We start from the raw sequence: 21,805 nt of genomic DNA, 5'->3' as shown, positions 1-21,805 counted from the left end.
CGCGGCGGGATGCCGTTCCATCACAAAAAGGGGAGGTTCATGGCACATTCCGTGATGCAGCGTATCGGTGGCAAGGACCAAGTCATAGCGGGTCTGATGCTGTCACCTACCGTACTGGCGGCCATTTTTTTCATCTACGCCTTCATTCTCTGGACCGTGTGGCTATCTTTGACGCGATCCACGATTCTGCCCAGCAACCACTTCATTGGTCTTGCCAATTATAACGACCTCTTCGGCAGCAGCCGCTGGTGGCGTTCCCTGAGCAACCTGGGAATTTTCGGCGGGCTGTATGTGGCCATATCCATGGCCATCGGTCTGCTGCTCGCCATTCTTCTCGACCAGCGGATCCGTGGGGAACGCCTATTTCAGGTGGTCTTTCTCTACCCCATGGCCATCTCCGCCGTGGTGACCGGGGTCGCCTGGCGCTGGCTGCTCGACCCCAATTTTGGCGTCCAGGCGATCGTTCGCTCCCTGGGCTTCACCCATTTCCAGTTCGCCTGGATCGATGATCCAGACCTCGCCATCTACACCGTGGTCATTGCCGCCGTCTGGCAGACCTCCGGCTTCATGATGGCGATCTTTTTGGCCGGCCTGCGCGGCATCAGTCCCGATATCGTCAAGGCGGCACGCATCGACGGTGCTGGGACTCTGCGCATTTATCGACGAGTGATTCTCCCCAATCTGGCGCCAACATTTTTTGTGGCATTCATCCTCAGCGCGGGACTGGCCATCAAGGCCTTCGGTCTGATCATTGCGCTCACCGGCGGCGGTCCTGGCTACAGCACCAACGTTCCGACGATCTTCATGTATGTTTTTTCCTTTGAGCGCGGCGAGATGGGGGTGGGGGCAGCCAGCGCCTTGATCATGCTGGCCATCATGATGGTGGTGGTAGTTCCCTTTGTGATCCTCGATGCACGGAGGAAAGTCTGATGCGCCGTTTGCCGATCTACTTGCTTCTGACGCTTGCCGCGTTGTTTTTTCTATTACCGCTCTACATCATGCTGGTGACGTCCTTCAAAACCATGCCGGAAATCTACAATCAGGGCATCCTGGCCCTGCCCCGGCAGTTTGACCTCTACGCCTGGCGACATGCCTGGAGTGGGGCCACCATCGGCGCCAGCAATCAGGGCATTCATCCGTTCTTTATCAACTCGTTTGAGCTGGTGATTCCGGCGGTCATCATCTCTACCGCAATCGGCGCCATCAACGGGTACATCCTGACCCACTGGCGTTTTCGTGGCGCCAATATCATTTTCTATCTACTACTGCTCGGCACCGTATTTCCATTTCAGATCATCTTGTTGCCGATGGCCTGGGTACAGGGAAAATTGCATATTGCCGGTACCCTGATCCCTGGTTTGGTCATGGTCCATATCATCTATGGTTTGGCATTTACCACCCTCTTTTTCCGCAATTATTATGTCAGCATTCCGCACGATCTGGTGCGTGCCGCGCGGGTCGATGGAGCCGGCTTTTTCCGCATCTTCTGGCGCGTCATGTTGCCATTGAGCACGCCCATCATCATGGTGACGGCAATCTGGCAGTTCACCATGATCTGGAACAACTTCCTCTTTGGTGTCGTCTTTACCAACAGCGATCAACAGCCGGTTACGGTTGCCATCAACGACCTCGTCGATACCGTCACCAGCGTGCATATGTGGAATGTCGATATGGCCGCAGCGCTGATTGCTGCCATACCCACTCTGGTGGTCTATTTATTGGCCGGAAAATATTTCGTGCGCGGCCTGACCGGCGGCGCGGTAAAAGGATAACGTATGGGTAAGCTCATTTTGCAGGACATTCACAAAAGCTATGGCAAGGATGAAGTCCTGCATGGCATCAATATCGAGACCGGAGAAAATCAGTTTCTGGTGCTGATTGGTCCTTCCGGCTGCGGCAAGACGACCTTGCTCAACATCATCGCCGGTCTGGAACAGGAAAGTGGGGGAGACATCCTGCTCAACGATCGCCGACTGAACGGACTCAGTCCCAAGGATCGGGACATTGCCATGGTCTTTCAGTCCTACGCCCTCTATCCGTCGATGACTGTGCGCAACAACATCCTTTTCGCCCTGGAAAATCGCAAGGTGCCCAAGGCAGAGCGGGAGCAGATCCTCATGGATGTCGCGCGCATGCTGCAAATCGAACATCTGCTTGACCGCCGACCCCGCCAGCTTTCCGGGGGTCAGCAGCAGCGGGTCGCCATCGGCCGCGCCATCGCCCGCCGACCCACCCTCTTTCTCTTCGACGAACCACTGTCCAATCTCGATGCCAAATTGCGAGTGGAAATGCGCAGCGAGATCAAGCGCCTGCACCAGCAGCTGCAAACCAGCATGGTCTACGTCACCCATGACCAGATCGAGGCGATGACCATGGGCGATCTCATCGCCGTGATGAATGAGGGTGTCATCCAACAACTGGGCAGTCCCGAGAGTATCTACAACGATCCGGCCAACCGCTTTGTGGCGGGTTTCATGGGCTCCCCTTCCATGAACTTTCTGCCCGTGGTCCCGCGCGAAGAGGCATCGGGGCTGTGCCTGCGAGTGGCTGGTGCCGAGGGCGACGGAAACCTTCTTCCCGTACCGCCAAAAATGCAGGGGGCCCTACGCGGTCAGTTGGGACGCCGCATTACACTGGGAATCCGTCCCGAGCAGATCACCGATCCCGGCAGTGCGCGCGAGGGCGAAGCCTTGCACAGTATCGAGCTCGACGTGGAGCTGCTCGAGCCCACCGGCCCCGATACCCTGGTATTTACCCGCCTGGATGGCCACAGCCTGGTGGCACGGGTACATCCGAGTACCCACTTACAGATCGGATCCCGCTGTACCCTGAGTTTTCATATGGAGCGGGCGGTCTTTTTCGATCCCGAAAATGGCTCCCGACTGGCGTAACCATCCTCGTAACGGGGCAGAGCCATGCAACGTGGCGCTACTTCTTTTGCCCTGATTGCCGGAATTGCTGGGCTTGGTGGCCTGCTTTTTGGCTATGGCACGGCCATCGTGGCCGGCGCCTTGCTCTTTCTGCGCCATGTCTTTTCCCTGGATGCCAGCAGTGCCGGCCTGTTTGTCGCCATCGCCCTGGCCGCCGCAGCCCTTGGCGCCGCCCTGGCTGGAGTCCTGGCCGATCGCTTTGGGCGACGACGGATCATCGCCCTCGCGGCCCTGCTCTTTGCCGTGGGGTCTCTGCTGGCGGCCCTCGCCAACAGCATCCCGCTGCTCTTCCTGGGGCGCGCCTGTCTGGGCCTGGGGATCGGACTCAGCTCAACGGTCACCCCCCTCTATCTCGCGGAAATCACCCCCGCCAAACAGCGTGGCGCCATCGTCACCATCAATCAGCTGCTCATTACCGTGGGAATCCTCATCGCCTATCTGATCAGTCTGGCTTTTGCCGACAGTAGCGCCGGGTGGCGTTGGATGTTCGCTCTGGGAGCGCTACCAGCGATCGTTTTGCTGCTTGGCGTTCTGTTGCTGCCGGAAAGTCCGCGCTGGCTGCTGCAAATGGGTCGCTCCGAGGCAGCGAGACAGGCCCTGCAAGGCCTGCGTCTCGATCCTGCCGCAACGCAATGGCAGGAACTGGCCGCCAATAATCCAGGCCAGCGCAGTCTGCCGTGGCGGGCACTCCTGGCGCAACGACGGCCCTTGCAGATCGCCCTGGTGCTGGCCATCTTTCAGCAGATCACCGGCATCAACGTGGTGCTCTACTTCGCACCCATCATCTTTCATGCCGCTGGCTTTACCTCGACCGACGGGGAGATCATTGCCACGGTAGGGATCGGCACCATCAACTTCTTCGCGACCCTGCTGGCTCTGCGCTGGCTGGATCGGATTGGACGACGACCGCTACTGTTAACCAGCTTTCTTGGCATGTTTGCGAGTTTATTGACCCTTGCCAGTTGTATGCTGGCACAGGCGCAGGGAGCCTTCCTGTATCTGCTGGCCTTCGCCGTAGCAGCTTATGTCGCCTTCTTTGCCATTGGCATCGGCCCGGTTTTCTGGCTCCTGATCAGCGAGATCTTCCCGACTGGCCTGCGCGGACGGGCCATGGGGCTCGCGACCATCGTCAACTGGCTCAGCAATATGCTGGTCACCGGCGTATTTCTCAGTCTGATGCACTGGTTGGGCGAGGGCCAGACCTTTTTTCTCTATGCCCTAGCCTCCCTCGTTGCCGCTTGGTACACCTGGCGCCGTGTTCCGGAGACCCGAGGCCTGACCCTGGAAGAGATCAGCGCCTCGTTTGCGCGGGACGACTCCAGAGCGCATCAGGAATAACCCTTCCTGCAGGTTCCCATATCCCACCCTGGACCTTCGGGAACATGGTCCGTAGAGCGCGTCTCTGGTAGATTTTCAGCGCAAAGGAAATCCAATTGGGAACCAAATGAACGATTCAACAGGACATCGACTATGAGCAGCATTCAGCAACGCGCCGAACTGCAACGCCGCATCTGGCAAATCGCGAACGATGTGCGCGGCGCCGTCGATGGCTGGGACTTTAAGCAATACGTGCTCGGCAGCCTGTTTTACCGCTTCATCAGTGAAAACTTTGCGGCCTACATCGAAGGCGATGATGACAGCATCAACTATGCCGAGCTGCCCGACAGCGTCATCACACCGGACATCAAAGACGACGCCATCAAGACCAAGGGCTACTTCATCTACCCCAGCCAGCTCTTCGCCAAGGTCGCGGCCAAGGCCAACACCAACGAGAGTCTGAATACCGACCTGGCTGCCATCTTTGCAGCCATAGAAGCCTCCGCGAATGGCTACCCGTCTGAGCAAGACATCAAAGGACTGTTTGCCGATTTCGACACCACCAGCAACCGCCTTGGCAATACCGTCAAAGACAAGAACACCCGCCTCGCCGCTGTGCTCAAAGGTGTGGCCGAGCTGGATTTTGGTGATCTTCATGGGGGCGATTTTGACGCCAGTCACATCGACCTCTTTGGCGATGCCTATGAATTCCTCATTTCCAACTACGCGGCCAATGCGGGTAAATCGGGTGGCGAGTTCTTCACCCCACAGCATGTCTCCAAGCTGATTGCCCAGCTCGCCATGCACGGCCAAACCAGCGTCAACAAGATTTACGACCCCGCCTGCGGCTCGGGCTCGCTGCTGCTGCAAGCCAAAAAGCATTTTGACGCGCACATCATCGAAGACGGTTTTTACGGGCAAGAAATCAACCATACCACCTACAACCTGGCGCGGATGAATATGTTCTTGCACAACATCAACTACGACAAATTCAACATCCAGTTGGGCAACACCCTGATCGACCCCCACTTTAGCGATGAGAAGCCCTTTGATGCCATCGTTTCCAACCCGCCCTATTCGGTGAAGTGGATCGGCAGCGACGACCCCACCCTCATCAACGACGAGCGCTTTGCCCCAGCGGGGGTACTGGCGCCCAAATCCAAAGCCGACTTTGCCTTTGTGCTGCACGCGCTTAGCTACCTCTCGGCCAAGGGGCGCGCCGCCATCGTCTGCTTCCCCGGCATCTTTTACCGTGGCGGGGCCGAGCAGAAGATCCGCCAATACCTGGTCGACAACAACTATGTCGAAACCGTGATCTCGCTCGCGCCCAACCTGTTCTTTGGCACCACCATTGCGGTGAATATTCTGGTGCTGTCCAAACACAAAGCCGACACCCGCACCCAGTTCATCGACGCCAGTGGCCTGTTCAAGAAAGAAACCAATAACAATGTGCTGCTGGACACGCATATCGAGCAGATCATGGCGGTGTTTGATAGCAAGGCGAACATCGAGCACTTCGCGCAATCCGTACCCTTCGAGCAGGTGGCCGCCAACGATTACAACCTGTCCGTCAGCAGCTATGTCGAAGCCAAAGACACCCGCGAAGCGGTGGACATTGCCCAGCTCAATGCCGAGCTGAAAACCACCGTTGCCCGAATCGATAAGCTGCGCAAGGAGATTGATGCCATCGTCGCCGAGATTGAAGGTGCGGAAGTAAACGGATGAGCGACATGCCCCCCACACTGTTGCCCGCGCCCGCAGGCTACGCCGACTGGCTCAGTGAGTTAAAAGCCAGAATCCACAGCGCCCAGCAGCGGACCGCGCTGGCCGTTAATCGCGAACTGGTGTTGCTGTACTGGCAAATGGGTCAGGATATTTTGCTCCGGCAACAGGAACAAGGTTGGGGCGCAAAAGTAATTGAACGGCTGTCGCACGATTTACGCGCCGCCTTCCCCGACATGAAAGGGTTTTCGCCGCGCAATCTCAAATACATGCGTGCCTTCGCAGAGGCTTGGCCCGATGCCGAATTTGTGCAAGCGGTGCTTGCACAACTGCCGTGGTATCACCAATTGGCGCTGCTGGACAAGCTGTCCAGCCCCGAAGCGCGCCGTTGGTACGCCGCAAAGGCCATTGAGCACAACTGGTCGCGCAATGTGCTGGTGATGCAAATCGAAACCCGCCTGCACGAACGCAGCGGTTCAGCCATCACCAACTTTGATGCCCATTTGCCCAAACCCCAGTCCGATCTGGCACGCGAATCCCTCAAAGACCCTTACCGTTTCGACTTTCTGAGCCTGACCGACGAAGCGCAAGAACACGAGGTTGAGCGTGCCTTGGTCAAACATATCACCGAATTTCTGCTGGAGTTGGGCGCGGGCTTTGCCTTCGTCGGTCGGCAGGTGTTGCTGGATGTGGGGGGTGACGAATTTTTCATTGACCTGCTGTTTTACCACCTAAAATTGCGCTGCTATGTGGTGGTCGAACTCAAGGGAGGCAAGTTCAAACCCGAGCATCTGGGGCAACTAGGGTTTTACATGACCGCTGTGGACAAGCAGGTGAAGCACGAACTGGACAACCCCACCATCGGCCTGTTGCTGTGCAAGAGCAAAAACAAGGTGGTGGCCGAATACGCCCTGGGCGACAAAAGCCAACCGATGGGTATTGCCGAATACAAACTGATCCAATCGCTGCCCGACCCCCTCAAAACCAGCCTGCCCAGCATTGAGCAGATCGAGCGGGAATTGCAGGGAGGTGAGGCATGAGTCGGATTGATGAATTGATCGAGGAGTTGTGCCCGGATGGGGTGGAGTTCAAGGCCGTAGGAGACATTGCTAGTGTCGGCACTGGCAGCAGTGACCGCAAAGATGCGACTGACGACGGAGAATTCCCGTTTTACGTGCGCTCTAGAGAAGTTCTTCGCATCGCCAAATATGAGTTCGATGAAGAAGCAGTCCTGATTCCAGGCGAAGGTGGAATTGGCGAAATTTTCCACTACGTATCTGGCAGATACGCCTTGCATCAGCGTGCCTACCGAATCAGTTTTAACTACAACCAACTCGACACGAAGTTTGCCTACTACTATTTCGCGGTTCATTTCAAGGCTTTTATTCTGTTGAAGGCGGTCAGCGCCACAGTTACTTCGATTCGCAAACCGATGATCACCGACTTCCGCATTCCCATCCCACCCCTCGGAATCCAGCGCGAAATCGTGAAAGTGCTGGATACTTTCACCGAGCTGACCGCCGAGCTGACCGCCGAGCTGACCGCCCGTAAAAAACAATACCACTACTACCGCGATCAGTTGTTGAGTTTTGAAGAGGGGGAGGTGGAGTGGAAGCCGCTTGGGGAGATCGGTGAGTTCATCCGCGGCAAGCGGTTCACTAAGGCCGACTACGTGGATGACGGAATCAGCGTGATCCACTATGGCGAGATATACACGCAGTATGGCGTGTGGACGGATCACGTCATCTCACAAGTCCGACCCGATATGGCCAACACCTTGCGCTACGCCAAGCCCGGCGACATAGTGATTACCGACGTGGGCGAAACCGTCGAGGATGTCGGTAAAGCCGTTGCATGGCTGGGCGATAAGGAAGTCGCCATCCACGACCACTGCTATGCCTTCCGCCACACGATGAACCCGAAATTCATTTCCTACTATATGCAGACAACTTCGTTTATTGCCGAAAAAGCAAGGTATGTGGCTCGCACCAAGGTCAACACTCTGCTGATTGACGGTTTCTCGAAAATCAAGATCCCTGTCCCGCCACTCGAAGAACAAGCCCGCATCGTCGCCATCCTCGACAAGTTCGACGCGCTGGTGAACGACCTCTCCTCCGGCCTGCCTGCCGAAATCAAGGCACGCCGCCAGCAATACGAGCACTACCGCGACCGGCTGTTGAGCTTTCCGCAGCAGACTGACCACCAAGGAGGCATGGCATGATTCTGGAAAACAAACTCAACATTAATCATCAGGTTGAGCTCGCCAGAGCCGAAGAAAAACTCAGCAAAAAAAAGGCCAAACAACTGTTTGACTCGGGCGACATCGAAAAAGTGGCGGTCGGCACCTTCCCCGGCCTGTCGTTTATCCATACCTATTTATTCAGTGACATATATCACTTTGCTGGTCAGATTCGTGATGTGAATATCGCCAAAGGAAATTTTCGCTTTGCATCCGTGCTTTATCTCGATGCCGCCCTGCAGCGGATCGATGCCATGCCACAAGGCACCTTCGATGAAATCATCGAAAAATATGTGGAGATGAATGTCGCCCACCCGTTCCGGGAGGGTAACGGTCGGGCCACTCGCATCTGGCTGGATCTGATGCTTAAAAAAGCGATTCGGCAGGTGGTGGATTGGAATTTGGTGGACAAGACCGAATACCTCTCCGCGATGCAGCGCAGCGTGGTGAAAGACCTGGAAATCAAGACGCTACTCAAACAGGCGCTCACGGACCAGGTGGACGATCGCGCCCTGTTCATGAAAGGCATCGATGTGAGCTATTACTACGAGGGTTATAGCGAATTCAAAACCGCTGGGCTGTAGCGCACAGGCTCAGCCCACAATCTTTTGTCCCACAGGCTGCGGGAAAATATGACTTTTGTTATAGCCAGGAACAATACCGATGACCGACTACAAAACTATCGCTGAATCCAATCACTTCATTGTTCTGGATAAATACAGCCGCGACTGGAAGGTGGCCGAAAGTTACCAGAGTGAATACGACTTGGAACGCGAGTTGATCGTGGACTTGCAGAATCAGGGCTATGAATACCTGCCCAGCCTAAGTACCCCCGAAGCCTTGCTGGCCAATGTGCGCGAGCAACTGCAAACGCTCAATAATGTGCATTTCCTTGATGGCGAGTGGCGGCGTTTTGTGGAAACCTGGCTGGACAAGCCGAGCGATGGCATTGTCGAGAAAACCCGCAAGATTCACGACGATTACATTCACGATTTTGTGTTTGACGATGGGCGCATCCAGAACATCTACCTGCTGGATAAGAAGAACATCGCCCGCAACAAGGTGCAGGTGATTAAGCAATTCGAGCAGACCGGCAGCCACGTCAACCGCTATGACGTGACGATTCTGGTCAATGGCCTGCCGCTGGTGCAGGTCGAGCTGAAAAAGCGCGGCGTGGCGATTCGGGAAGCCTTCAATCAGGTGCACCGCTACAGCAAGGAGAGCTTTAACAGCGAGCATTCGCTGTTCAAATACTTGCAGTTGTTCGTGATCTCTAACGGCACCGACAGCCGCTACTTTGCCAATACCACGCAGCGCAACAAGCACAGCTTCGACTTCACCATGAACTGGGCGAGGGCGGATAACAGTCTGATCAAGGATTTGAAGGACTTTACCGCCACTTTCTTGCAGAAAGGAACCCTGCTCAATGTGTTACTGCATTATTCGGTGTTCGATGTGAGCGATACCTTGCTGGTGATGCGCCCCTACCAGATTGCTGCCACCGAGCGCATTTTGTGGAAGATCAAGAGCAGCTATCAGGCCAAGAACTGGAGCAATACGGAGAGTGGTGGTTTCATCTGGCACACCACCGGTAGCGGCAAAACCCTGACCAGTTTCAAGGCGGCGCGTCTGGCTACCGAGTTGGATTTCATCGATAAGGTGTTTTTTGTGGTGGACCGCAAGGATCTGGACTACCAGACCATGAAGGAATACCAGCGCTTTTCACCGGACAGCGTGAATGGCTCGGACAGCACGGCGGGACTGAAGCGTAATCTGGACAAGGACGACAACAAGATCGTTGTCACCACCATCCAGAAGCTCAATAACCTGATGAAGAGCGAAGGCAACCTGCCGATCTTTGGCAAGCAGGTGGTGTTCATTTTTGATGAGTGCCACCGCAGCCAGTTTGGCGAGGCGCAGAAAAACCTGAAGCAGAAGTTCAAGAAGTTTTATCAGTTTGGTTTTACCGGCACGCCAATCTTCCCCGAGAACGCGCTGGGCGCGGAAACCACTGCCAGCGTGTTTGGCCGTGAGCTGCATGCGTATGTGATCACCGATGCGATTCGTGACGAAAAGGTGCTGAAGTTCAAGGTGGACTACAACGATGTGCGCCCGCAGTTCAAGGCCATTGAAACCGAGCAGGATGAGAAAAAACTCAGCGCGGCAGAAAACCGGCAGGCTTTGCTGCACCCGGATCGCATCTGCGAGATCACTCAGTACATCCTGAACAACTTCCGCCAGAAAACCCACCGCCTGCATCCCGGTAACAAAGGCTTCAATGCCATGTTCGCGGTCAGCAGCGTGGACGCGGCCAAGCTGTATTACGAGTCGTTCAAGACCTTGCAGAAGGATAGCGACAAGCCGCTGAAGGTGGCGACCATCTTTTCCTTTGCCGCCAATGAAGCGCAGGATGCGGTGGGCGATATTGCCGACGAGAGCTTTGATGTCTCGGCCATGAACAGCAGCGCCAAGGAGTTTTTGAGCGCGGCCATTGCCGACTATAACGCACTGTTCAAAACCAATTTCAGCGTGGATAGCAATGGCTTCCAGAACTATTACCGCGACCTGGCCAAAAGGGTTAAAGCCAAGGAGATCGACCTGCTGATTGTGGTCGGCATGTTCCTCACCGGCTTTGACGCGCCCACGCTGAACACCTTGTTTGTGGATAAAAACCTGCGTTACCACGGCTTGATGCAGGCTTATTCGCGCACCAACCGCATTTTTGATGCCACCAAAACCTTCGGCAATATCGTTACCTTCCGCGATCTGGAGCAGGCGACCATAGCCGCCATTACCCTGTTCGGTGACAAGAACACCAAGAATGTGGTGCTGGAGAAGAGCTATAGCGAATACATGGAAGGCTTCACCGATGAGGTCACCGGCGAGGCGCGGCGCGGCTTTGTGGCGGTGGTGAAGGAGCTGGAAACGCGCTTCCCGGATCCTGCCGCCATTGAAAAAGAGTCGGACAAAAAGGCTTTCGCCAAGCTCTTTGGCGAATATTTGCGCGTTGAAAACATCCTGCAAAACTTCGATGAGTTCGCCAGTCTGAAGGATTTGCAATGCATTGATATGAGCGACCCGGCGGCGGTGGCGGCGTTCAAGGCCAAGCATTATCTGAATGATGAGGATCTGGCCGCGTTGCAAGAGATCAAGATACCTGCCGAACGCAAAATCCAGGATTACCGCTCGAGCTATAATGATATTCGCGATTGGTTGCGGCGGGATAAGGCCTCCGCCGAGAAGGAAAAATCCAGCATCGACTGGGATGATGTGGTCTTTGAAGTGGAATTGCTCAAATCCCAGGAGATCAACCTAGACTACATTCTGGAGTTGATTTTTGAGCACCACAAGAAGGTCAAGAGCAAATCGGAATTGGTGGATGAAGTGCGTCGGGTCATTCGCGCCAGCCTGGGCAACCGCGCCAAGGAGAGCCTGCTGGTCGATTTTATCAATCAGACCGATCTCGATCAGATTGGCGATAAGGCGAGCGTCATCGATGCCTTCTTCACCTTTGCCCAAGCGGAACAACAGCGCGAGGCGGAAGAACTGATCAGCGCCGAAAATCTGAATGTCGAGGCCGCCAGGCGCTATATCACCAGCTCGCTCAAACGGGAATTTGCCAGTGACAGTGGCACGGAGCTCAATGCCGTACTGCCCAAGATGAGCCCGCTGAATCCACAATACCTGTCCAAAAAGCAGAGCGTTTTTCAGAAAATCGCGGCGTTTGTAGAGAAGTTCAAAGGCGTCGGCGGGCAGCTTTGCGATTTGCCCCGGAAACCCGAGGCCTGACCCTGGACGAGATCAGCGCCTCGTTTGTGCGGGATTGATCCTCAGGCGTCGGCGCGCGCCAGTACATGGTCCAGCCAGTGGCTGGAAAGCCGTTCGAGCAGACGGTTCTGCCCCTGCCGGGCGGTGAGGTTGTCGAGATCGACCCAGGCCAGAGGTTGATCCTGACCGGCACAGGTGAACACCGCCTGGGTGCGTTTGCCGGTTTCCGGATCGACCTGCCATTGCAGGCACTGGGCACAGACACCCTTGAGCATGCACTGCATGGGGCTGCCCACGGTGGCAACCGCTTCCAGATGGGCCGGGAACAACGACCCGAGATCGCCGCGCAGAGCGCTCTGGAAGCCCTTGAGCAGGCCGGTGGAGCCCATCACCATCAGACGATCGACCTGCTGCAGGGGGATCCCATCCCCGGCCTGTCCGGGCAATTGTCCGGCGGCGTACTCACGGAGCAACTGTACCATGTCCGCCGCCTCGACACTGAGGTCTTGCGATCGCCGCGCGGTAATCTTCGGACCCCGAGCCGTACACCAGAGAATCTGGTCGGCGGCGGCCTCCAGTTCGTCTTGGTGGTCGAGCTCGCTGGCCTGCGCGAAGGCTGCCACATAGAGCACACGATTACCGGCGGCGCGCAGGGCGGGGCCGATATCGAGCATCACTGCTGCCCCCCAGCGCCCGGCGACCACGGCGATGGTCTTGCCTTGGGGAATGTCCGTGGGTGCCCCCGTCGGACCCATGAGTAGGACGGGATCGCCTTCCTGCAGGCGTCCGGCAATGCGCGGCGCCGTACCCCATTGCAGCACCATCAGCCGGATCAAGTCGCCTTCCACTCCGGCGCCGCTGACCGTCAGTACCGGGATCTGCAAGCGGGTATCTTCGACCACGGGGCTGCCGGTCTCGAAGCTCTGCAGGCGGAAGAACTGCCCCGGCTGAAAATTACTGGCCGCTGCCGGGGCCTCGACCCAAAGCTCGCAGACCGCCGGGTTGCTGCGGTCGATACGACGAATCCGGGCGCTGAGCCGAGACTTCAGGCGCTCCTGGAACGCAGAGAGATCCTTCCGTGGCGCCGGGGGGAGAATTTCCATCGCCGCCAGCACATCGGGATAGCTCCGCTTGGCAGAGGCGATGGCCTTGACCACGCTGCCGTGATAGACCGGATGGGTATCGCCAATGAAGCTGACCCGATGACCGACGCCATCCTGGTAGGAAGTGAAAGGACCGGGCTCGGGCGATTTACAGTGCTCCGCTACCTGCACCTCCTGCACACTGCGGTCCGGGTGCGCCAGATGCGGCTGGAAATGATCGCCATCGAGCTGCAGGGTACCCGGATATTCCCGCTCATAGATGGTATTCGGCACCGTTCCGGCGGCCACGAAAACACTGCGGGCGGGCAGGCAGAGTTCCTCGCCCGTCGCGACCCAGCGGCCATCCTCTTCGCGCAGCTTGCGGAAAACCATGGCCTCGACATGCCCAAAGCCATCGAGATCGGCCCGTAGTGGATCTGCGCCTTCCTGGTAGAAAAGCCCCTCTTCCATGGCCTTGATCAGCTCTTCGTGGTTGCGGGTATAGGCAGGGGACTGGCGCATACCCTTGCGATAGGCCAGGGTGACGCCACCCCAGGCATGCAGCAGGGGAATGAAATTGGGTTCCTCGCCCTTCGCCGCCGCCCGCTCGCGTTCTGCGCGTACTGCCCGACCGTGGGCAAGAAATTCATCGAGGATGCCGGCGTCCTCTTCGGACAATCCTGCCCGCAGCTTTTCCTCGCCCATCTCGGGCAAAAGCGCCTCATAGCGCGCCAGGACTTTTTCGACCTGGCGAATATAGTAGGCCTGCACCTCGGTGGCGGTATCCACCGCCGTCAGACCACCTCCGATGACCACGGCGGGCAGCCGCACCTGCAGATTGGCCAGGCTGCTTTTCTTGCCGGCACCGGTGAGCTGCAGGGCCATGAGGAAATCACTGGCCTGGCGCATGCCGCGCGCCAGACTGCCGGGCAAGGATAGCACCCGGGGCAGGCCAGCGCCGGTGGCCAGACAGACATGATCAAAGCCCAGTTCCCAGGCATCTTCCAAACGCAGAGTGCCGCCGAGGCGCACGCCGCCAAAGATCTGGAACCCCGGCCGCCGCAGCAGGCTGAGATAGATCAGCTTGAGAAAGTTCTTGTCCCAGCGCACGGTGATGCCGTATTCGGCAACGCCGCCAAAACCGAGCAGGATGCGCTCATCAAGGTCTTCCTGCAGGGCCGACCAATCGCGCACTGGCGCCGTTTGCAGGCCATCGGGTAAGGGTTCGATCTTGAGCCCATCGACCCCGACCACAGTACAGCCCGCCTGCAGGAGGTGGTGGGCCATGGTGAAGCCTGCCGGCCCCATGCCAGCTACCAGGACTTTGCGGCCGTTGTCGTTGGTGGCAACGAATTGTTCCTGGCGCAGCGGATTCCAGCGCGTCAGCAGGTCATAGATCTCCACGCCCAAGGGCAGTTCCAGCACGTCAGTAAGGATGCGCGTTTCCACCTGGGGAATGTTGACCGGGTCTTGTTTCTGATAGACGCAGCCCTTCATACAATCATTGCAGATGCGGTGGCCCGTCGCCGGCACCATGGGGTTGTCGACCATGATCATCGCCAGGGCGGCAATGCTGAAGCCATCCCGCCGCAGAATCTGCATCTCGGAGATCTTTTCTTCCAAGGGGCAGCCAGTCAGGGTCACGCCGAGGGGATCGACCTTGAAGCCCAACTCGGGTACGCCCTTTTTCTCCGGGAAGCCGCGCGAGCAGAAATCGCCGTCGTGGTCGTGACAATAGAGGCAGTAATGCACCTCGCTTTGCACGCTGCGCAGGTCCATGCGCTGGTCAGTGAGATGGAAGGCATCTCGACGTCGCCAATTTTGCGGGTCGGCCGCCAGGGGATGATCGGCGCGCTCGGCATGTACCAGCGGCACCAGGTTCTCATGATCCATCCGTTCGGGTAGGCGAAAACTCGACCATCCCTCTACGGCAAGCTTGGCCGACGGATCACTCAGGGCCAGGGCACACCACTGGGTTAGCCGCTGAATAGCCTCGGCGTGCGCGGCCTCATCGGCCAACCAGCCCATCCCCAAGCGGGCAATCGACCACTCGCGATCGTCGGCGGGCAGACCGCTGGCATGCATCTGCTGATCCAACCAGCTTTGCAGGTCGCTGAAACTCTCGGCGAATTCGCCGCGAAAGCGTCGGCCGCGGCGCAGGACAAACTGCTTTTTGAAGTCCATGACCACGTCCTGATCACGGATCTTGGCTTGCAGGGCCTGGTTGGCATCGGCAATGGCAAAAAACTCGACGAGGAAATTTTCCAGATGCGGCGCAAGCGCAAGCAACAACTCGCTGCGTTCTTGGCCGTCCTGTGCAGCGCGTCCGGCGCGATGATCGAGCAGGCGCTGCGCCAGATCGGTGTCCCGCTCCCGCAGTGCATCGAGAAAGGCGGTATCCAGCTCTTGCGTCGTTTCCGCCTGCAGATAGTTTGAAAATGCGAAATCACTCAGCTTCAAAAAAGGTACTCCCTGCTTTCCCCGCCGACCGAAGCCGGCCATTTTGCCCTTCCCTGTACTTAGATGTCGAGTCGCGAGACGTAGCGGGCATTCTCTTCGATAAAGCGACGGCGTGGCTCCACGGCATCCCCCATGAGCATGGAAAAGACCTCGTCGGCAGCGATGGCATCTTCCACATCCACACGCACCAGGCGCCGGTTTTCGGCATTCATGGTGGTTTCCCAGAGCTGTTCCGGGTTCATCTCACCCAAGCCTTTGTAGCGCTGGATTTCGACGCCACGCCGGGCATCCGCCAGCAACCATTGCATGGCCTCACGAAAGCGCCGCACGTCGCTGCCTTTTTCCCCACGCTCGATACGCGCTCCCTGCCCCAGTCCCGCTTCGACCTCGCTGGCATATTTGCGCAAGTGCCGGAAATCACTGCTGAAAAAGTACTGGCTATCAAGATAACGTTGTTCACGGCTGCCATGTAGCTGGCGGCTGACCAGCAAGCGCGGTTCCTCGGCGGTGCCCAGCCATTCGATCTGCCAGTTTTCCCCCGCCAGGGCAGTTACCTCCATCTCCGCCGCTAGGGCTTGGGCATAAGCCGCCCACTGCGCGTCGCTGGCGTCCTCCAACGGTGCCGGCACGCTGGCCATTGCCCAGAGCAGCGCTTGCGGATAGCGGCGCTCCAAGCGGGCCACCAGGGCATCAATCGTCTGATACTGACGCATCATGGCGGCGAGGGTCTCTTCCGTGACGCTACGTCCCGTCTCGGCATGGAAGGCCGCGCCCTGCATGGCCAGCTCCCGCAGATACGCCGCCAGCTCGTTGTCGTCCTTGATGTAGCGCTCGTCCCGCCCCTTCTTGACCTTGTACAGCGGCGGCTGGGCAATATAGACATGGCCCCGTTCAACCAGCTCCGCCATTTGCCGGTAGAAGAAGGTAAGCAGCAGGGTGCGGATATGGCTGCCATCGACATCGGCATCGGTCATGATGATGACGCGGTGATAACGCAGTTTGGCCACGTCGAAGTCTTCCTTGCCGATCCCGGTGCCGAGGGCGGTGATCAGGGTGCCAATCTCGTCCGAGCCCAACATCCGATCGAAACGCGCGCGTTCGACATTGAGGATCTTGCCCTTGAGGGGGAGGATGGCCTGATGGCGACGATCGCGGCCTTGCTTGGCCGAGCCACCGGCGGAATCCCCTTCGACCAGATAGATTTCACATTTGGCCGGGTCTTTTTCCTGACAGTCGGCCAGTTTCCCTGGCAGATTGGCGACATCCAGGGCGCCCTTGCGCCGCGTCAGTTCCCGCGCCTTGCGCGCCGCCTCCCGTGCCCGCGCCGCCTCGATGATCTTGGCAGCAATCGCCTGCGCTTCCTTGGGATGTTCATCGAGGAAGATGGTCAGGGCCTCGGTCATCGACGATTCGACAATCGGCTTGACCTCACTGGATACCAGTTTGTCTTTGGTCTGCGAGGAGAATTTGGGGTCTGGAACCTTGACCGAGAGCACCGCCGTCAGACCCTCGCGGGCGTCGTCACCACTGGCGGCAATCTTCGCCTTGGCCAGCAGTCCTTCGCGCTCCATGTACTGGTTCAGGGTGCGGGTCAGGGCTCCGCGCAGGCCGGCCAGATGGGTACCGCCATCGGCCTGTGGGATGTTGTTGGTAAAGCAGAGCACCGTCTCGCTGTAGCTGTCGCTCCATTGCAGCGCCGCTTCGACGGTGACGCCATCGCGCTCTCCGGTCAGGGTGATAATGGAGGGATGGATGGCGCTGCGGTTGCGATTGAGATGTTCGACAAAAGCACGGATGCCGCCTTCATAATGAAAATTTTCTTCGCGCCCTTCACCGCGCTCGTCGACCAGACGAATGCGCACACCGGAGTTCAGAAAGGCCAGTTCGCGCAAGCGTTTGGCGAGGATTTCGAAATGAAAGCGGGTTTGCGCAAAAATTTCCGGAGAAGGCAGGAAGCGGATCTCGGTACCATGCTTGCGCGACGCCTCCCCCTGGGCCAGCGGTGCCAGTGGCTCGCCATCGCGGTATTCCTGGGTCCAGACATGGCCATCGCGCTGAATGCGCAAGCGCAGCCAACTCGACAGGGCATTCACTACCGAAACACCAACGCCATGCAAACCACCGGAGACCTTGTAGGCGTTGTCGTCAAATTTGCCGCCGGCATGGAGCACAGTCATGATCACTTCTGCGGCCGAGCGTCCTTCCTCGGCGTGGATGTCTACCGGGATGCCGCGGCCATTATCGGTCACACTCAGCGACTCATCCTCATGGATGCTGACGACGATCTGGTCACAATAGCCCGCCAGGGATTCATCGATGGCATTGTCGACCACTTCAAATACCATGTGATGCAGGCCACTGCCATCGTCGGTGTCGCCAATGTACATGCCCGGACGCTTGCGCACCGCTTCCAGCCCGCGCAAAACCTGAATGCTGGAAGAATCGTAGTTTTTCGTCATTGCATTTCCTCGATCAATTGACCTGCGTGCAGATAAAAAAGGGTATCGCCGGGCTCGGCGGGTGGCTCGGTGCCGGCGGCGAAAATCTGCGTCTGTAGTGCCTGGAGCTCCTGCATCCACCATCGACGCGCTCGCGAGTCGAGTTCCGCAGCAAAATCGTCGATGAGAATCACCGGCAAGGCTGCCCCGGCATCGCGTTGCACGGCAATCTGCGCCAGCCGGAAGGCAATCCCCAGCAGGCGCAACTGGCCGCGCGACAACTGCTCTGCGGCTGCCCGCCCCTGGACGCGAAACTGCAGGCGGGCGCGGTGCGCACCGCTATGGGTATAGGCGAACTGCTGATCGATACTGCGATCGCGTTCCAGGGCCTCTGCAAGATCGCCATTCCATCCCGGATGGAGAACAAAATCCACTTCCTGATCGGCCTGCGGGCTGGTGGACCAGATGCGCTGAAAATGGAGCTGCAAGGCCTCAACGTGGATGCTGCGTTGATCCTGAATGCGCTCGCCGAGGCGGATCACGGCGGCATTCCAGGCCTCCGGTGGAAGCCCCTGGCGCAAGGCTGCATTGCGCTGGCGCAAAGCCTGGCGATATTCGCGCAGGCTTACACCGTAACGGCGATCGGCATAGTACAGACCCCAGTCGAGGATGCGGCGACGCTCTTCGGCCGTACCGGAAACAAAGTGCGCATTGCCTTCGTGCCATGCTTGCAGCGGCAGAGTGTCGAGCAATTCCCAGGCACTGTGGATGCGTTCACCGTCCCGGGCGATTTCCCGTTCTTCCCCCTGCCGCCGCATCCCGACAAATTCTGCAATGCTGTCACTCAGGCGAGCACCCAGCCGATAATGCTCTGCTCCATCGCGAATCAACTGCCGCTGTCCACGCCGCCAGCTTTGTCCTGTGGCCAGCAGGTGCAGGGCTTCCAATACGGTGCTTTTGCCCACGCCATTGGCGCCGAGCAGCCAGTTCCAACCCGGTTGTGGCCGTAGCGTCAGCTGGGAGATGCTGCGCAAATTTTCGATCTGCAGCTCCACGATGGGCATTACAGACGAATGGGCATAACGATATACAGGGGATTATCGCTTTCTTGGGTGCGGATCAGTGCGCTGCTGGCACTGTCCCGAACCTGGATCAGTAATTCGTCGCTGGCAAAGATGTTTTGTGCATCCAGCAAGTAGCGAGTGTTGAAGGCAATTTCTGTGGCATCGCCATGTAGCGCGGCCGGTATACTGATTTCCCCCTCTTCCTGCTCTTCATTGCGGCTGCGGAGCACGAGGTTTTCCGCTTGGAAGTGCAGTGTGCAGACTGGGTTCTTGTCGCTGGCGATAACGTCGATCTGTTGCAGGGCAGTTTTCAGCGTTGGCCGGTCGATGATGCAATGGGTAAATTGGCCAACAGGGATGACCCGACGATAATCTGGATAGTTGGCATCCACCAGTCGGCTGGCAAATTCCTGTGATCCCTGTTGCATGCGGCAGCCTTGTTCATCAAAGCTCCAGGCGATATCGCCACTTCCCACGATGCGTAGCAGTTCCAGTACCGTTTTGCGGGGCAGGATGCCGTGGTAGGGCTCGGCATCGGAGCTATGAGCGAAGGCAATTTCCACCCGCGCCAGGCGATGTCCGTCGGTGGCGACGAGGCGCATCTTTTGCTCGCCAATCTCGACAAAAACGCCGTTGAGGAAATAGCGGGTGTCGTTGTGTGCCATGGCAGTGGAAGCCGCAGCCAGAGCGCGTTGGAAATCTTCGCCATCGCAGTTACCGGAGATGCGCGCAGCGCGCTCTTCCATGATGGGAAAATCCTGCGCAGGCAGGGTCGGTAGCGTAAATCGGGCGGAGCCGGACCGTAGGGTCAGACGCTCCCCGTTTTTGTGCAAGAGAATCTCGCTGCCATCCGCCAGGGTGCGACAGATGTCATAGAGCTTGCGTGCGGGAATGGCGGTTTGTCCGCCTTCTTCCACGCTGAGTTCCAGTTCTCCACGAAGCTGGATTTCCCCGTCGCTGGCAACGAGCTGCAGCCCTCTTTCGGTGCTGCGCAGTAACAGATGCGACAGGATCGGTTGTACCGGCCGGCGATTGGCAATGTTGGCCATGGCCGCGAGGAGGGGCAGGATCTCATCTTTCTGCACACGAAGCTTCATCGGGTTGTCTCCCAAGAGAATAATAAATTTTCTTTCTTTTTCTTATAGTGATTATTAAGGGGAATTTTGCCTGTGGATAACAGGCTTACCCTATTGATCAGTATGCCCCATGCAGGGGGACAGGAGGGACGGACAGCCTGTGGAAAAGCCGGTATCTTTGGGGATGATTTTCCGTGCGGATTCCATCCCCAAGCCAGTACCGGACTTGTTCCGGGGGTTACCCACAGCTTGTTCCGGCGCCTCATCCGCCCAGCACCCGCAGGATATTGTTGTAGTCCTCGGCAACCTGAGGGTCACTCTGCCGCAGTTTTTCGATCTGCCGACAGGCATGCAGGACCGTGGTGTGGTCGCGACCACCAAAGGCATCGCCAATCTCCGGCAGGCTGTGTGAGGTGAGTTCCTTGGTCAGGGCCATGGCCATCTGCCGTGGGCGGGCGATGTTGCGGCTGCGCCGCTTCGACTGCATCTCCGAGCCACGAATGTGAAAGTACTCGGCGACCACTTTCTGGATGTTGTCGAGGCTGATCATGCGCTTTTGCACGTCGATCAGATCGCGCAATGCCGCCCGCGCGGTCTCGACACTGTAGGGCTTGCGGGTGAAATTGACGTGCGCGATGACGCGCCGCAGCGCACCTTCCAGCTCCCGCACGTGCGAGCGGATCTTCTCGGCAATGAAAAAAGCTACTTCCTGGGGCAGTTCGATCCCCGCTTCTTCCGCTTTACATAAAACGATGGCCATGCGCGTTTCCAGATCGTGGGGTTCGATAGCCACCGTCAGGCCCCAACCGAAGCGCGATTGCAGACGTTCTTCCAAGCCCTCGACCTCTTTGGGATAACGATCACAGGTGATGATGATCTGACTGCCGCCGTCGAAGAGGGCATTGAAGGTATGGAAAAATTCTTCCTGGGTACGGTCCTTGTTGGCGAAGAATTGGATATCGTCGATGAGGAGGGCATCGAGCTTACGGTAGCGCTGCTTGAATTCGGCGGTGCTGTTGTGCTGGAGGGCGCGCACCATGTCCATGATGAAGCCCTCGGAGCTGATATACAGGATCTTGGCTTGCGGATTCGCACGCAGGATTTCGTTACCCACGGCATGCATCAGGTGGGTTTTGCCCAGACCGACGCCACCATAGATGTACAGCGGATTGTAGGATTTTCCCGGATGTTCAGCCACCTGGCGCGCTGCCGCTACCGCGAGCTGGTTCGACTTACCCTCGACATAGGCCTGAAAGGTAAAACCGTTATTGAGATGATGACCGTTGAGATGATGAGCGTGTCCGCGACGCTCCGGCTGGCTCGCTGGCCTTTCGTCGCTGATGGGCGCAGGCGCCTGCTGCAGGGCAACGCGCAAGCACAAGCCCGGAAGGATTTCATTCAGCTCTTTTTCCAGCAGTTCGCGGTAATGATTCTGCACGCGATCGCGGACAAAGCTGTTGGGTGCCAGGAGCAACAGTTCTTCGGCGTGCAATTCGGCCTGCAAAGGCCGCAGCCAAGTATTGTACTGCTGGGTGGACACCAACATTTCCATGCGGACGCTGAGGGCGCTCCATAGCGCTGCACCATCCTGGCTTGCCGTTTCGTTACTCATGGGGTCCTTGTCACAGGTACGGAATACGTTTCCCTGCAGCGTTCGGCACGCTACGCTAGCCACCACTGCTTGCTCCGGAGTATACGCCATGGCCCTT

Annotated in this window: 14 protein-coding genes; 9 read left to right on the top strand and 5 right to left on the bottom strand. The window is 57.8% G+C overall.

Annotated features, from left to right (window positions below; all coding sequences use genetic code 11):
• Nucleotides 1-39: 39 nt before the first annotated feature.
• The 9 genes from MQE22_RS00070 to MQE22_RS00030 all read left to right on the top strand — a co-directional run bounded on the left by MQE22_RS00070 (nt 40) and on the right by MQE22_RS00030 (nt 11,997).
• A complete protein-coding gene (locus MQE22_RS00070; protein WP_226827294.1) occupies nt 40-930 on the top strand; it encodes a carbohydrate ABC transporter permease in 891 nt (296 codons plus the stop codon).
• On the top strand, nt 930-1,772 hold the full coding sequence (locus MQE22_RS00065) for a carbohydrate ABC transporter permease (protein ID WP_215872149.1): 843 nt from the start codon (nt 930-932) through the stop codon (nt 1,770-1,772). Before MQE22_RS00070 ends, MQE22_RS00065 begins: the two co-directional genes overlap by 1 nt.
• Before the next feature lie 3 nt (nt 1,773-1,775).
• The gene (locus tag MQE22_RS00060; protein WP_215872150.1) at nt 1,776-2,891 is read left to right on the top strand and encodes an ABC transporter ATP-binding protein; all 1,116 of its coding nucleotides are present in this window, start codon (nt 1,776-1,778) and stop codon (nt 2,889-2,891) included.
• Between the two features lie 24 nt (nt 2,892-2,915).
• Nucleotides 2,916-4,268, top strand: a complete 1,353-nt coding sequence (locus MQE22_RS00055; RefSeq protein ID WP_215872151.1) for a sugar porter family MFS transporter — start codon at nt 2,916-2,918, stop codon at nt 4,266-4,268.
• Nucleotides 4,269-4,400: 132 nt separating this feature from the next.
• Nucleotides 4,401-5,972 (top strand): type I restriction-modification system subunit M, encoded by a 1,572-nt coding sequence (locus MQE22_RS00050; protein ID WP_215885370.1) that lies wholly within the window; start codon nt 4,401-4,403, stop codon nt 5,970-5,972.
• On the top strand, nt 5,969-7,009 hold the full coding sequence (locus MQE22_RS00045; protein ID WP_215872153.1) for a PDDEXK nuclease domain-containing protein: 1,041 nt from the start codon (nt 5,969-5,971) through the stop codon (nt 7,007-7,009). The genes MQE22_RS00050 and MQE22_RS00045 overlap by 4 nt, the downstream gene beginning before the upstream one ends.
• Nucleotides 7,006-8,190, top strand: a complete 1,185-nt coding sequence (locus MQE22_RS00040; protein WP_215872154.1) for a restriction endonuclease subunit S — start codon at nt 7,006-7,008, stop codon at nt 8,188-8,190. Before MQE22_RS00045 ends, MQE22_RS00040 begins: the two co-directional genes overlap by 4 nt.
• Nucleotides 8,187-8,792, top strand: coding sequence for a protein adenylyltransferase Fic (gene fic / locus MQE22_RS00035; RefSeq protein WP_215872155.1), 606 nt, complete (start codon nt 8,187-8,189; stop codon nt 8,790-8,792). The genes MQE22_RS00040 and fic overlap by 4 nt, the downstream gene beginning before the upstream one ends.
• 79 nt (nt 8,793-8,871) lie before the next feature.
• Entirely contained in the window at nt 8,872-11,997 is a 3,126-nt protein-coding gene (locus MQE22_RS00030; protein WP_215872156.1) for a type I restriction endonuclease subunit R, read from the top strand.
• 41 nt (nt 11,998-12,038) lie between these two features.
• Here MQE22_RS00030 and MQE22_RS00025 read toward each other — a convergent pair whose 3' ends face one another.
• From MQE22_RS00025 to dnaA, 5 genes are all read right to left on the bottom strand, one after another.
• Nucleotides 12,039-15,518, bottom strand: coding sequence for an FAD-dependent oxidoreductase (locus MQE22_RS00025; protein ID WP_226827296.1), 3,480 nt, complete (start codon nt 15,516-15,518; stop codon nt 12,039-12,041).
• A 59-nt stretch (nt 15,519-15,577) separates the two neighbouring features.
• On the bottom strand, nt 15,578-17,977 hold the full coding sequence (gene gyrB / locus MQE22_RS00020; RefSeq protein ID WP_215872158.1) for a DNA topoisomerase (ATP-hydrolyzing) subunit B: 2,400 nt from the start codon (nt 17,975-17,977) through the stop codon (nt 15,578-15,580).
• Nucleotides 17,974-19,020 (bottom strand): DNA replication/repair protein RecF, encoded by a 1,047-nt coding sequence (gene recF / locus MQE22_RS00015; RefSeq protein ID WP_215872159.1) that lies wholly within the window; start codon nt 19,018-19,020, stop codon nt 17,974-17,976. The genes gyrB and recF overlap by 4 nt, the downstream gene beginning before the upstream one ends.
• On the bottom strand, nt 19,020-20,117 hold the full coding sequence (gene dnaN / locus MQE22_RS00010) for a DNA polymerase III subunit beta (protein WP_215872160.1): 1,098 nt from the start codon (nt 20,115-20,117) through the stop codon (nt 19,020-19,022). Before dnaN ends, recF begins: the two co-directional genes overlap by 1 nt.
• Nucleotides 20,118-20,358: 241 nt before the next feature.
• Complete coding sequence (gene dnaA, locus MQE22_RS00005) at nt 20,359-21,708, bottom strand: chromosomal replication initiator protein DnaA (protein WP_215872161.1); 1,350 nt, start codon at nt 21,706-21,708, stop codon at nt 20,359-20,361.
• Nucleotides 21,709-21,805 lie beyond the last annotated feature (97 nt).

This window comes from Acidithiobacillus sp. YTS05 (assembly GCF_024396695.1).
Classification (GTDB): Bacteria; Pseudomonadota; Gammaproteobacteria; order Acidithiobacillales; family Acidithiobacillaceae; genus Igneacidithiobacillus; species Igneacidithiobacillus copahuensis.
This window is presented reverse-complemented; position numbering and strand designations above follow the sequence as displayed.